The sequence below is a fragment of the Flavihumibacter cheonanensis genome, from assembly GCF_022352215.1.
GTDB lineage: Bacteria > Bacteroidota > Bacteroidia > Chitinophagales > Chitinophagaceae > Flavihumibacter > Flavihumibacter cheonanensis.
Genome location: NZ_JAKRWF010000002.1, coordinates 238,943 through 251,913, shown reverse-complemented (window position 1 = coordinate 251,913; position 12,971 = coordinate 238,943). Strand labels below are relative to the sequence as shown.

Genomic DNA, 12,971 nt, shown 5'->3' with positions numbered 1-12,971 from the left:
CAATCCTTTTATGTCTGAGAAAATAGAAGTACTGGGAGTCCGGGTTTCCAACTATACAGTGGATGAATTGAACAATGCGTTGTTGCAGATCGTGGATCAAAAAGAAAAGCAGCTGGCCCTGAATGTAAATATTCACGGCTTAAACCTTGCCTATGAACTGAAGTGGCTGCGCGACTATTTTAATACCTGCTCCATTGTTTTTTGTGATGGTGAAGGGGTGCGATTGGGAGCCAGGTTATTTGGAAAGGAAATCAAAGAAAAGATCACCTATAACCGCTGGATCTGGAGCTTCGCCGAATTCTCAGAAAAGCATGGTTTATCCTGGTACCTGATGGGTTCAACTGATCCGGTGATTGAACAGGCAGTGAGCAGGTTGCGGGAAAAATATCCGGCACTTAAAATCGCTGGCTATCGAAATGGCTTCTTTACCAATGAAGCAGATGTGCAGCAAACCATCCGGGATATTAACAGCAAAGAAGTAAATGTGCTGATCCTTGGTATGGGTATGCCTGTTCAGGAAAAATGGTTGCAAAACAACTGGCCGGCTGTGCAGGCAAATATTGCCCTTACCGGCGGTGCTGTATTTGAATATGTATCCGGAAATGCCCGGATGACACCTGATATTTTTTACCGGTTAAAACTGGAATGGCTGTACCGTTTCCTGCAGGAGCCAAGGCGCCTGTTCAGGAGGTATATCATTGGAAATCCGTTGTTTTTTATCCGCCTGTTTATTAGCAGAATTCGTCCTATAGACTAACACAAAACAAACCTTAAAAACCTTCCTATGCCAAGTACTTACAATCCTTCCACCCGTCTTAAAATTTCGGCGGACCTGGGCTTTCTTTCAGTCATTTATTTTATTACCCACAGCTATTTTCAACCAGGAATTGATGTATTATCAAACACCAGCTGGTTAGCTTTGGGTCTCAGTCTGTTTAGCTGGTTTATAGCCGGACGATCAATGGGCCTTTACAAAGATTTTCGTGCTATTGTATTTTCCATTGAATGGACGGTTTTCGTCAAGAGCCTGCTATTGTATTCCCTGATCATTTCATTTGTTTTAACCTTATTGGTGAATGGTTATCCTTTCCGGATGATGCAATTGCTGACGCAGGTCACGCTTATCTTCATCAGTTTCCCGATTCAAAAACTGGCCATCCGGCTCTTTATGAAAAGGATCCGCAACAGCAGCCAGATGAGCAGAAAAGTATTAATTGTTGGCGCTGATGATTCCGGATTACAGTTTTACAAAAACTATGTAAAAGACAACCTCTATGGTTACTCATTAGCAGGGTTTGTGGATGATACGGTTAATCCCTCTATTAATGGACAGTATCTGGGTAAAACATCTGATATCGATAAAGTAATTGCGAGTCATGAGTTTGAAGACATCGTAGTTGCAACTACCCTTAAGGATGATTCTCAGCTGGAGAAAATCATTATTGCCGGCGAGCGGGAAGGAAAAAGAGTGAAGATCATTCCACAATACCAACGCTTTAGTACAGGTAAAATCAGGGTAAGCACGATGGGATCAATGCCTATCATCACACTTAGATCCTTACCACTTGATTTGATGGATAACAAAATCATCAAACGTGCTTTTGATATAGTATTCTCCTCGTTGGTGATTGTATTAGTTCTGAGCTGGTTGTTTCCGATCATCGCACTGCTTATCCGTTTAAGTTCAAAGGGACCGGCTTTATTCCGCCAGGAAAGATGGGGATTAAACAATAAACCCATCATCTGTTACAAGTTCAGATCCATGGTGCCTACCAGTGCTGATGTGGATGAAAAAGGTGTTTATCAGCAAGCCAAAAGAAACGATCCCAGGATTACAAAGATTGGTGCATTTCTACGCAAGACCAACCTGGATGAGCTACCGCAATTCTTCAATGTATTGATTGGTACCATGTCTGTTGTTGGTCCAAGACCCCACCCGGTTCCGCTGAACCTGCAGTCAAAAGAAAGTATTGAAAATTACATGATGCGGCATCTGGTTAAACCTGGTATTACCGGATGGGCGCAGGTAAACGGATATCGTGGTGAAACACGCGATTCCTATTTAATGAAAAAAAGGGTTGAGCATGATGTCTGGTATCTTGAAAACTGGACCTTCTGGTTAGACCTTCAAATTATTATTCAGACCCTGGTTAATATGGTCAAGGGAGAGAAAAATGCGTTTTAAGGATATGTGCAGCATTGCTTTTCGTTTATTGGTATTTGTTAGTTGTATAGTTTCAGTATCGCAGGCTCAAACCATACAGGTTGGCCAGTCGGCGCTTGAAGAATGGATTCGAAGGTCAGATCTTAAAGACAGTACCGGGGATGGAGCAGGTTTGCTGATTCGTCCGGTTACTCAACTGAAGGCTTCAGACTATGATAGTTTACTCAGCCGCTTCAGTGGTGTGGCATCCGCAAACAGGTATCCCATCTTCAATGGAAAAGGCGCTGTGCGATTACTGCCTGCTTCTTTCCAGCAGCAATACAATTCGCATCATTCCTATGGCTGGAATGATGGAAGCCTGTTTCCCGCCAAGGGATACCAGCTTAGAGCCAGCGCAGGAATTGCAGCCAGTTATGGTATACTGAGTGTACAGTTCCAACCGGAATTTGTGTATGCTGACAATCCTTCCTTCAAAGGTTTTTCCCCGTATCATTCTGATAGCACCTGGTATTATTATTATCAATTCCAGAATGATATAGACATGCCGGAACGTTTTGGGAATGGTGCACTGACACGTATGTTTCCGGGTCAGTCGAGCGTTCGCTTGAACTATAAAGGCATGTCCCTGGGCATATCTTCTGAAAATCTCTGGTGGGGACCTGGGTACCGCAATTCCCTCCTGATGAGTAATACAGCCCCGGGATTTTATCACCTGAGCTTTAACTCTACCCGCCCACACAAGACCTTCCTCGGAAAATTTGAATGGCAACTGATTGCGGGTAAGCTTGAAAATTCAGGCATATTGCCTGTAGATACTTCCAGGCGATTGAATGGTCAGCCTTTGTATGAACCAAAGAAAAACAGCGACCGGTATATCAATGCGGTTGTTATTACCTGGCAACCGAAATGGATTCGGGGCTTGCACCTTGGTTTTGCCCGGAGTTTTTTCCAGTACAGTGATAACATACCTGGTGGTTTGAATGGTTATCTTCCTGTATTCAGCGCCTTTTTTAAAGGCAATGCACGGGATGAAATGAGTTTCGGCAGAGACCAGTTATTATCTCTCTTCTTTCGATGGAAATTTCCAAAAGAGCAGATGGAAGTTTATGGTGAATGGGGAAGGAATGATCATTCTGGAAATTTAAGTGATCTGCTGATGGAGCCCGAGCATAGCAGGGCTTATATTCTGGGATTCCGGAAATTATTCAAGTTGCGAAAAGACCGGAATCTTGAATTTTTTACAGAATTAACCCAATTGGAAACACCACCTACCAAATTGGTAAGAGCCTTGCAACCCTGGTATGCGCATTACCAGGTTCAGCATGGATATACCAACAGAGGACAGGTATTGGGAGCTGGTATTGGGCCAGGGAGTAATAGCCAAACCATCGGAGTCAACTGGATAGATAAGCAGGTTAACAAAACCGGAGTAAGCCTGGAGCGGATTGTGCGCAACAATGATTTTTATTTCCTGGCATTTAGTGGTTCAGGAGATTATCGCTCACACTGGGTGGATATAGGATTAACCGGAACCCGTTCCTGGGTAAAAAACCGATTCATGTACACAGCAAATCTATCACTAATCCGCACTATGAATTACCAATGGAAAAATGGACGTAACGATGCTGCAAATGATCCTTACCGGTCTAACGTGAACCATATGCAATTAGGGTTGACAGTAGGTTATTTGTTCTGATAAGTACGATTGTAGAATAGTAAGCAGGTCCCCGTGTGTAATTCACACGGGGATTTTTTTTGTCTGTTGTTTTCCTCTGGACAAATAGGGTGATTTCACGGTTGAATGCTAAGTTTCCAATGTCTAGTTTAGTATTATCATTCAGTAGCTACGAATTGCGGGATATTTTTCCTCGATTGACCCAAAGAAAAACAAAGAAGAGGATCAAAAACAAACATCCAAGTATGCAGAACTTAGAATTGATGCAGATGGGGCTTGATTCCCTGGAGGAACAGGAGCTGCAAGAAATTGAAGGAGGCGCCTGGCCAAAATGGCTAAAAGGGGTGACATGGGTATCTATTGGCAATGAAATCATTGAAAATTGGGAAGATGTCAAAAAAGGCCTGGTGGATGGATGGAATTCAATCAATTAAAAAAACAACTTTTATGAAACAGACAGCAATTGATGTGTCAAGATTTGAGGGGATTAGCGAGTTGTCTATGGAGCAACTGCAGTGTATTGAAGGTGGTATCGATGAGGGTACAAGCTTCTGGTATGATGTGTTTTACACCATTGGTGCAACCGCGAAAGGGATTATCACCTTTGCAAAAACTGCAATGGACTATCAAAGCTCCTTGCCGCCAAACTTGAAAAAGTAAATCAAAGGACCGGGTGGAATCAAGCCCGGTCCTTTCAATAATTTGATATGAAAGAGGAATTATCCAAACTGACTACCCTTCAATGGGTTGTTCTAATAGGTGCTATTTTTTTATTACTTAGATCTTTACTAAAATGTTAGTAGCAAGTTATAAAAGCATTAGTAACGGCTATGCCCAGCTCACAAAACAGTTTTCCAATTGGCAGACAGTATTCCTGGTATTGCTGGCTATAGTAGTGAATTTGCTGATTACGTCCTTTTTTTCTTTTGTCTTATTCCCTGGACATAAGGCAGGTCCTGTTACTGAACCCGATATCTACTTTTTTCTTACAATTTTTATACTTGCCCCCTTTCTTGAAACCTATTTTGTTCAAAGAGGTATTATCAATTATATACTTAAAAAGTGGCCAACTGAATTGTTGATGGCTTGTTTGATTTCTTCCCTTGTTTTTGCAGCCTTTCACTATTATTCAATCCCGTATATTCTAAAAACCTTTTTATCCGGCTTTATATATGGCACGCTTTACATATCAGTAAAACAAAAGGAACAAAACGCCTTCCTGGCTACCCTGATTGCACATGCTGTTTTTAATGGCCTGGGTTTCTGCATTACCCTACTGTTGCGTTCCTGAAACTAAGTACATAACATCTAAACTGACTGGCATGAACCCATCCGGCTCCGCCATCTATCGGTTGATCCTGCTGCTGGTGATCCTTTCAATTGCGGTCTTACCTTTTATTAAAACCACCGTGTCTGTTACTGCCAGGGGAATTGTAAGGCCGGTAGATGAACGCACAGAAGTAAAGCCTGTACTATCCGGAACAATCGACTCTTTGCTTGTTAAAGAAGGGGATAGCATAGACAAAGGACAACTGATTGCTGTACTGAAAAATGAAATCACCCAGCCTAAACAAGTTCAGCAGGATTTTGAATTCAGCCAGCGAATGCTGTTTATACGTGATCTGGAAAGATTGACTTCCTCACCGGATCTGAAAACCCTTTCCTTGCAATCTCCCCTCTACCGGCAACAATTAAACAAGGTAGTATTTGAATTAGAAAGATTGGAAGCAGCCATCCGAAAGGTCAACCGCGAACAGGAAATCAATCAACAGCTGATAAAAGACAAGGTTATTGCTCCAAAAGAACAATTTGATAAAGAGATCGAAGCAGAAACCCTGGCCGCCACCTATCATGCGTATAAAACTGAACAACTGAGCAACTGGCAATTAGACCTACAACGATACAGGCAGGAGAATGCACAATTTGCTGTTCATAAGAAACAGCTGGAAGCAGAAACTAATAATCATTTTATTTATGCGCCTGTTTCAGGTGTAGTTCAAAACATCAATACCCGTTACAAGGGTGGATTCATTTCAAGCGGGGAAACCATTTGTTTACTTTCTCCAATAGGAGGATTGGTGGGGGAATGTTATGTTACTGCAAAGGATGTGGGATTGCTGAAAGTCGGATTGCCTGCCCGCTTTCAAATTGATGCATTTCATTACAACTATTTTGGTATGCTAACTGGTAAGGTAGTCTACATCGCAGATGATTTCTCCATCATTGAAAATCGTCCAGTGTTTAAAGTCAGGTGCAGTTTTGATACTACCCGGTTGGTGCTTAAAAATGGATACAGCGGTGAACTGAAAAAAGGACTGAGTTTCCAGTCCAGGTTTGTGGTGGCAGAACGCACCTTATGGCAATTGTTATTTGATAAAGTGGACGACTGGCTTAATCCAACGGCGCCGGTTTTGTCAAAAAGTGAGAGAGGATATGAAGAGAAGGGTAAAAATAAAACAACGGGATATCAGTGATTGTGGAGCAGCCTGCCTGGCTTCTATTTCCATGCACTACAAATTGCAGTACCCGATTAGCAGAATCCGGCAGTATGCGGGTACAGATAAACGCGGCACCAATGTACTCGGATTGATTGAAGCTGCAGAACGCCTCGGTTTTCAGGCTAAAGGCGCAAAAGGCCAGGTTGACAATCTTTCTGGTATACCTCTTCCAGCAATTGCTCATATAATTCTGAAGAGTGGTTTGTATCACTATGTGGTTATCTATAAGGTATCAAAAAATTCTGTTGTCTACATGGATCCTGGCGACGGTGCATTTCACAAGCTGGACCTGAATAAATTCAAGGAGATTTGGTCTGGTGTGTTGGTATTGCTTTTGCCCGGGACCAATTTTGTTACAGGCAAACACAGGATCAGTAAAGTGCAGCGTTTCTGGAACCTGATTAATCCGCACCTAAGTATCATGCTGCAGGCATTGATTGGTGCAGTTATTTACACCATCCTTGGTTTATCTACTTCCATTTACCTGCAGAAGATCGTTGATTTTGTTTTGGTAGAAGGTAATATCCGCTTGCTCAATCTCCTGAGTGTTGGTATGATTGCGATTCTATTGTTTCAACTAATTATTGGTGGATATAAAACCGTATTTGGTTTGCAAACTGGCCAAATGATTGATATCCGACTGATAATGGGCTACTACAAACATTTGCTTCACCTGCCTCAACGATTTTTCGATACCATGCGGGTAGGTGAAATTATCAGCAGGGTAAACGATGCGGTCAAGATCAGGGAGTTTATCAACAGCGTTGCACTCAGTTTTATCGTGAATGGATTGATTGTTGTTTTCAGCATCCTGCTCATGTTCTTCTACTACTGGAAACTGGCACTGCTTATGTTGGCGATTATCCCTTTTTACCTGCTTCTCTATTGGATCACCAACAAGGTCAACAAGAAATGGCAAAGACGATTGATGGAAGAAAGTGCTGAGCTGGAAAGCCAGATGGTGGAAAGCCTGAATGCAGTCGGCACCATCAAACGATTCGGATTGGAACGCTTCACCAATGAAAAAACCGAGGACCGATTTCTGACCCTCCTGCAAACCATCTATAAAATGAGTATGTACTCGTTGTATATAGGAACAGGGTCGGAATTTATTACCCGCTTCTTTACCATTCTTCTCTTGTGGGCAGGAAGTTTTTTTGTAATCAGCAATGAACTTTCAACCGGTGAACTCTTGTCCTTTTATGCATTGATCGGTTATTTTACTGGTCCGGCCAGCTCACTGATCACTGCCAACAGAAGCATCCAGGATGCCCTGATTGCAGCGGATCGATTGTTTGAAATCATTGACCTGGAAACAGAAGCAACGAATGAAAACAAAATGGAATTGAGTCGCGATCAAATAGGAGATATTGAATGTAAGGAGCTCAGTTTTCGATATGGTAGCCGGAGTTCTGTGTTTAGTGACCTAAATCTCCAAATTAAAAAAGGTTCCAGCACAGCCATCGTTGGAGAAAGTGGCAGCGGTAAATCAACCCTGCTTTCCTTACTGCAGAACTTATATCCTTTACAGGGTGGAACTATTACTATAGGCGGACTCGATCTGCAATACATCAGTAACCGCAGTCTTAGGAAACTGGTAGCCGTGGTGCCTCAGCACATAGATCTGTTCAGTGGAACCATCATAGAGAATATTGCGATAGGTGATCCGGAACCGGATCTGGGACGCATTTTATTCCTGGCTAAACTATTGGGGATAGATGAGTTTATTGAAAAGCTGCCCAATACCTATAACAGCATAGTGGTTGAACAGGGCACCAATTTCTCAGGCGGACAGAAACAACGACTGGCTATTGCCCGGGCACTCTATCGAAATCCGGAAATTCTTATTTTAGATGAAGCAACCAGCAGCCTGGATCCGGCCAGTGAGCAAAAGGTACAGGAAACCCTGGGCTGGTTTAAAGCCCAGGGTAAAACCATTATCGTTATAGCACACCGGTTGAGTACCATAAAGCACTGCGATCAAATCCTGGTGCTTAGTAAAGGCAAATTAGTTGAGCAGGGAAATCATTTTGAATTGCTGGAAAATGAGGGTCACTATGCCCGATTATGGGACTATCATGCTGCTAGCACCTTACATCTTTAGAAATCAAAGAGATCGTCCCAAATACCTTTTTTCTTTTTGTATGGGTAGTCTTTATCTGATTTATAATGCTGCTTGGGCGGATACTCCGGCTGCCGGGTACTTGGAGCTTGTGTTTGTGAAGATCGTTCAATGATTTTATCCAATTCTCCCCGATCGAGCCAAACCCCGCGACAGTCCGGGCAATAGTCAATTTCAATCCCACTTCGCTCTGTCATAACCAGGCTTACATTACAAGTCGGACATTTCATAAGCTCTTATTTATATCTAATTTCGGTAAAAATCATGGGTTTAACTTTTTCAAAATGTTATAATTAATGTAACAACCCACTGCTTTGAACCCGCTTGCTTTCTTCTTCTGCTCCTCCCTGGTTCTGACGAACAGCTTTCAGTTTATTATTCCCAAACCGATAACTCAACGACAATTTAAACTGACGCGTTTCCTGCTTGCCCATTACCCAGATCTGCTGACCCGCAAAATCAGACTGCGCTTTAAACTTCAGCGTATTAAACAAATCACTAACGGATGCGCGTATACTCATTTTCCCATTCAATACCTGCTTTTGAAGCCCTGCATCCATACTCCAGATAGCATCGGCTTTCATACTTCCCTGCCAGATACTGGGAGTGGTATAAAATCCACTCAGTTCTGCATTCCAACCTTTACCCAAACGAATCGTATTCTGTAAGACAATATTAGATGCCCATCGATTCAAATTGATTGCCCGGCCCTCCCCATAAGAAGCCCTGAATTGTGTATAATAACTATTAAGATTCACATACAAACTATAGGCTTTGTATTGGAAAGGAAAGCTAATGTTCAGATTCACCAGGTTCTGCGTAGACAAATTCCGTTTGGACAAAAACCCTTTCGTTCCCGATGCTGTATCCACCACCTGTCCAATTACATCACTGATATGACTGTAACTGAGTGAAGTATTCAATCGCTGCTTAAATGTATGGGTTAGGCTGATCGTATTGCTGTATTGTGGCTGCAGATTGGTACTGCCTCTGTGAAAAGTATATTCATTAATCCGGTATTCAAATGGATTTAAATCTTTATACACCGGCCGGTCAATCCTTCTGTTATATGCCAGTACCAGTTTATGGTTGCTGCTGGCTGTATAGTTTATGGAAAGCGTTGGGAAAAAATCCAGGTAGTTCCGGCGCTCCCGTCCTGTTCCAGACAACTCCGTTTCCCAGGAGGTATGCTCCATTCTTAGTCCCGCCTGAATTCCATACCGCGTAAACTCTCTGCTGTATTTCGCATACAATGCTTTAATCGTTTCCGTATACTTGAACCTGCTGCTGCCTGAACTGTCCCAGTTCAACTGCTCATCTGAACCACGATACTGATCAAAAATATTATCCGTATTTACATAACCTATTTTTCCTCCTAATCCCAGGCGCCCTTTGCCCAGAGCCTGCTCGTAATCGGCCTTTAAGGAATAGATAGATATGCTAGTCGGACTCTCCATTCGATAATTGATTGTATGCAGTGGTTCTTTTTCTTCGGCATCCCAGTACTGATTTGGTTGCCATTGCTGCTGCTCCAATTTATAATAACCATGATCTGCATTTACCATCAGACTTCTTCCCACACTATCTTTATAACTATACCACAAATTTGTATTCAGGTTCCTGTTATCCATTTCATTGATATTGGCTGCATTCAAAATGCGAACCGCTTTCGAATTGCTCAAACTCAGGATGGGTGTTCGGGTAAAGTTTTCCAAAGTCGGTGTTGCCAAACTCCCATTCAGCAGTACGCCCATACCACTCTTTTTACTGATGGTATAATCCAGTCCCGCTTTAAAACTTTGATTGCGGTTCTTAAACTCGAGTTTACTTTTCTGATCAAAAGCCGTATCGCGTATCACCCTGTACAAATTAAAATCCATTCCCGTACTTCCTGCAGTACCATTATACATACCGAACAGATTGACTCTGTTATTGCGATAATTGATAGACAACCCCTGTTCATGTCGGATATAATGGCCGCTACTCATGCCGGCTGTAATGGTTCCATTGAAACCGTTGGATTTGTTTTTCTTCAGCCGGATATTGATAATGCCCGCTGTGCCTGCGGCTTCATATTGCGCTGTCGGATTATGAATTAGTTCAATCGCTTCCACCTGTGCAGAATTCAACGACTTTAAATAGTTGGCAAGATCCTGTGCACTAAGCGGACTCGGTTTGCCATCAATATAAACCTGCACACCCAATTTACCATTCAGGCTGAGCTTATCTTCATTGTCTACCACCACTCCAGGTGATTTGAGTAAGAGGTCAAGTCCGTTTGATCCGATTGCATTCACTGTACCTTCTACATTCACAATTGTTTTATCTGCTTTTACTTCTACCATTGGTTTTCGGGCTGTTACAACAACCGTTTGAAGAGCTGCAGAGATTTCTGCCAAATGTATTGGAGCTAACACAACCGGGTCCTTACCTGCAAAAAATACTGGAGAATTTGCAGATTCAAATCCCGTATAACTTACCAATACCCGGAAACTATCTGCTTCAAAAGCAGCAAACTCAAACTTACCCATTTTAGATGCAGTGCGTTTAACTATAGCATCATCTTTTGCTTTGATCAGGGTTACGGTAGCTCCATCCAATGCTTTACCGGTTTTATCTGTAACGGTACCGCTTACTTGCTGCGCCATGGTTGCTGCGCAAAGCAGTATAACCAACGCGGTTGTAAAAACTAGTTGTTTCATTTTTATACTGTTATTAGTTGTGATTTACATAATTGATTATTTGATTCGCAACAGCAGCTTGCACTTCTGTTTTTCAGATAGGGACTGTTGCAATTCCAGCAACTGGCTTCGTATTGTTGTGTTGGGGTAAATCCCATGGATTGAATAAGGTGCGTTTTATCAATAGTTAGATGCCCTGACTTAAAACCGGTGCCGCCGCCTGGAAGCACAAACAGATTTCCTGTATAAGTGAACCCTGCTTTAACTATACCATTTCTGGATGATCTGTTTTCAGGCGCGTGGATGATCCAAAATTGATCCGCCCACGCAGCTTCATATTGCAGTATAAACTGCAATAGCGCCGGATAAATCCCTTTGCCACGAAAAGCAGCTACTGTTCTGAAATTCCAGAGATAGCGATTCCCTTCAGGCAATTCGATCAGTTGATTTAATTCTCCAATAAAAGCCTGGCTTCTGGCCATCCATCCAAACGCAGCCGGCACCCCATTCAGAAATGCAACAAATGCAATATGATTGTTGGCAAAACGATCCAGAACTGCCTTCCGGGAAATCTCACCCAGTTCCATTAAAAGGTTGATATCGGTTGATACCTCTATATGCAGACCTGCTATAGAAGGTAAATCCGGCAGTGCATCTTTTGTATTATAAGTATATAATGACATGTTGAGAATATTTAGTGTTGAGGAAAAGGGAGGAGCAGTTCAGCCGCTCCTCCCGGATTTGATTAGCAGCCACCGCAACCGCAGGTGCAGCTTTTACCAGGACAATTATCGCCGCAGGTACATTTGTTTTTTGTTTCCATTGTTTTTGTTTTAATGATTGTGATTTGATAGTGCAAAGCTATCCCGAGGCAGAGCCCTTGCTTTTACATCCTGAAGGGATTGATTTATATTCTATTTTTATCAGACCAAACAAGAGCAATGGATTCCTTCAGAGCCGCGATGTATTTATGCCCCGTTCACATGATGCTGGTATCAGCACACCTCGTGGCGGAAGTACACCAGCATACGGTAATTCAGTTTACCTGTTCACTGGATGGTAATCCCTTTTCTGTGTGGACTGAAAACGATGGCTGGAAAGAAACAACTGCTGTTCTCATAAATAGCAATGTTCCGCACAGTCTGAAAGATTTTAAAGGATGGCAGTTGACGGCCTGCATTATGCCGGATGCCCGCAAGGGTAAAGTTGTACAGGAGGAATTATTAAAAGGAGCAGCCATCCGGCACTTCACAACCGAAGAAATAACTCCGCTCATGGGTGAACTTCAGGAGCTGAGACAGCAGAAGCTGGAGCGGTATGAACTTTTCCAGGACAGGATGAATTTTATTTATAATACCCTGTTGGGCAATCCTCCTGCCGAACCACCATTGGATGAAAGAATTGCAACTACGCTTATTCGTATCCGTGAGGAGATTGCCGGATCAATTTCAGCAGCTACCCTCGCATCGAACGTTCATCTTTCTGAACACCGTTTTCTGCATTTGTTTAAGGAGCAGATGGGCGTGCCGTTGAGGCAATATGTTTTATGGCAGCGACTGGCAGCCGGAACCCGCGCATTTATTGAGGGGAAATCTTCCAAAGAAGCTGCTTATGAAGCCGGGTTCTCAGATCCGGCGCATTTCTCCCGCACCTTTGCTCAGATGTTCGGCGCGCAACCTTCCTCCTACGCGGCATTCAAGTCGCAATTCTATATGGTCGTTTTCTAAGCCTGGAAAATAGCTAGTTTATTCAAGCCGGTAGCCAGTTTATTCAAGCGAATCGCACCAGAAAAGTCTTGTTTTGCAGGATAAAACTCGAAACATGAAAAAAA

12 protein-coding genes are annotated in these 12,971 nt (G+C 42.8%); 9 read left to right on the top strand and 3 right to left on the bottom strand.

The window, feature by feature from the left end; all coding sequences use genetic code 11:
* Nucleotides 1-10: 10 nt before the first annotated feature.
* The 8 genes from MD536_RS10390 to MD536_RS10355 all read left to right on the top strand — a co-directional run bounded on the left by MD536_RS10390 (nucleotide 11) and on the right by MD536_RS10355 (nucleotide 8,441).
* Nucleotides 11-757, top strand: coding sequence for a WecB/TagA/CpsF family glycosyltransferase (locus tag MD536_RS10390; protein ID WP_239598727.1), 747 nt, complete (start codon nucleotides 11-13; stop codon nucleotides 755-757).
* 27 nt (nucleotides 758-784) lie between these two features.
* Nucleotides 785-2,185, top strand: coding sequence for an undecaprenyl-phosphate glucose phosphotransferase (locus MD536_RS10385; protein WP_239598724.1), 1,401 nt, complete (start codon nucleotides 785-787; stop codon nucleotides 2,183-2,185).
* Between the two features lie 4 nt (nucleotides 2,186-2,189).
* Entirely contained in the window at nucleotides 2,190-3,860 is a 1,671-nt protein-coding gene (locus tag MD536_RS10380; protein WP_239598721.1) for a capsule assembly Wzi family protein, read from the top strand.
* Between the two features lie 224 nt (nucleotides 3,861-4,084).
* Nucleotides 4,085-4,273 (top strand): hypothetical protein, encoded by a 189-nt coding sequence (locus tag MD536_RS10375; protein WP_239598710.1) that lies wholly within the window; start codon nucleotides 4,085-4,087, stop codon nucleotides 4,271-4,273.
* A 13-nt stretch (nucleotides 4,274-4,286) separates the two neighbouring features.
* Nucleotides 4,287-4,499 carry a hypothetical protein gene (locus MD536_RS10370; RefSeq protein ID WP_239598706.1) on the top strand — a complete coding sequence of 71 codons (213 nt, stop codon included), beginning with the start codon at nucleotides 4,287-4,289 and terminating at the stop codon, nucleotides 4,497-4,499.
* 133 nt (nucleotides 4,500-4,632) lie between these two features.
* A complete protein-coding gene (locus tag MD536_RS10365) occupies nucleotides 4,633-5,130 on the top strand; it encodes a CPBP family intramembrane glutamic endopeptidase (protein ID WP_239598704.1) in 498 nt (165 codons plus the stop codon).
* A 31-nt stretch (nucleotides 5,131-5,161) separates the two neighbouring features.
* Nucleotides 5,162-6,313, top strand: a complete 1,152-nt coding sequence (locus tag MD536_RS10360; protein WP_239598701.1) for an HlyD family secretion protein — start codon at nucleotides 5,162-5,164, stop codon at nucleotides 6,311-6,313.
* Nucleotides 6,273-8,441 carry a peptidase domain-containing ABC transporter gene (locus MD536_RS10355; protein WP_239598699.1) on the top strand — a complete coding sequence of 723 codons (2,169 nt, stop codon included), beginning with the start codon at nucleotides 6,273-6,275 and terminating at the stop codon, nucleotides 8,439-8,441. The genes MD536_RS10360 and MD536_RS10355 overlap by 41 nt, the downstream gene beginning before the upstream one ends.
* Here the strand turns inward: MD536_RS10355 and MD536_RS10350 are convergent.
* The 3 genes from MD536_RS10350 to MD536_RS10340 form a co-directional block, all read right to left on the bottom strand.
* A complete protein-coding gene (locus tag MD536_RS10350) occupies nucleotides 8,438-8,689 on the bottom strand; it encodes a TFIIB-type zinc ribbon-containing protein (protein WP_239598696.1) in 252 nt (83 codons plus the stop codon). The genes MD536_RS10355 and MD536_RS10350 overlap by 4 nt on opposite strands.
* A gap of 63 nt (nucleotides 8,690-8,752) precedes the next feature.
* Entirely contained in the window at nucleotides 8,753-11,161 is a 2,409-nt protein-coding gene (locus MD536_RS10345; protein ID WP_239598693.1) for an outer membrane beta-barrel family protein, read from the bottom strand.
* Between the two features lie 2 nt (nucleotides 11,162-11,163).
* Nucleotides 11,164-11,823 carry a GNAT family N-acetyltransferase gene (locus MD536_RS10340; protein WP_239598690.1) on the bottom strand — a complete coding sequence of 220 codons (660 nt, stop codon included), beginning with the start codon at nucleotides 11,821-11,823 and terminating at the stop codon, nucleotides 11,164-11,166.
* Nucleotides 11,824-12,081: 258 nt separating this feature from the next.
* Here MD536_RS10340 and MD536_RS10335 point away from each other — a divergent pair, with 258 nt between their 5' ends.
* Nucleotides 12,082-12,867: a helix-turn-helix domain-containing protein gene (locus MD536_RS10335; RefSeq protein WP_239598687.1), complete on the top strand. Its 786-nt coding sequence runs from the start codon at nucleotides 12,082-12,084 to the stop codon at nucleotides 12,865-12,867.
* Nucleotides 12,868-12,971: the final 104 nt, after the last annotated feature.

What these genes read in the sequence shown, in the direction of transcription:
- MD536_RS10390 (WP_239598727.1), top strand. Translation starts at nt 11, where the DNA reads ATGTCTGAGAAAATAGAAGTACTGGGAGTCCGGGTTTCCAACTATACA.
- MD536_RS10385 (WP_239598724.1), top strand. Translation starts at nt 785, where the DNA reads ATGCCAAGTACTTACAATCCTTCCACCCGTCTTAAAATTTCGGCGGAC.
- MD536_RS10380 (WP_239598721.1), top strand. Translation starts at nt 2,190, where the DNA reads ATGTGCAGCATTGCTTTTCGTTTATTGGTATTTGTTAGTTGTATAGTT.
- MD536_RS10375 (WP_239598710.1), top strand. Translation starts at nt 4,085, where the DNA reads ATGCAGAACTTAGAATTGATGCAGATGGGGCTTGATTCCCTGGAGGAA.
- MD536_RS10370 (WP_239598706.1), top strand. Translation starts at nt 4,287, where the DNA reads ATGAAACAGACAGCAATTGATGTGTCAAGATTTGAGGGGATTAGCGAG.
- MD536_RS10365 (WP_239598704.1), top strand. Translation starts at nt 4,633, where the DNA reads ATGTTAGTAGCAAGTTATAAAAGCATTAGTAACGGCTATGCCCAGCTC.
- MD536_RS10360 (WP_239598701.1), top strand. Translation starts at nt 5,162, where the DNA reads ATGAACCCATCCGGCTCCGCCATCTATCGGTTGATCCTGCTGCTGGTG.
- MD536_RS10355 (WP_239598699.1), top strand. Translation starts at nt 6,273, where the DNA reads ATGAAGAGAAGGGTAAAAATAAAACAACGGGATATCAGTGATTGTGGA.
- MD536_RS10350 (WP_239598696.1), bottom strand. Translation starts at nt 8,689, where the DNA reads ATGAAATGTCCGACTTGTAATGTAAGCCTGGTTATGACAGAGCGAAGT.
- MD536_RS10345 (WP_239598693.1), bottom strand. Translation starts at nt 11,161, where the DNA reads ATGAAACAACTAGTTTTTACAACCGCGTTGGTTATACTGCTTTGCGCA.
- MD536_RS10340 (WP_239598690.1), bottom strand. Translation starts at nt 11,823, where the DNA reads ATGTCATTATATACTTATAATACAAAAGATGCACTGCCGGATTTACCT.
- MD536_RS10335 (WP_239598687.1), top strand. Translation starts at nt 12,082, where the DNA reads ATGGATTCCTTCAGAGCCGCGATGTATTTATGCCCCGTTCACATGATG.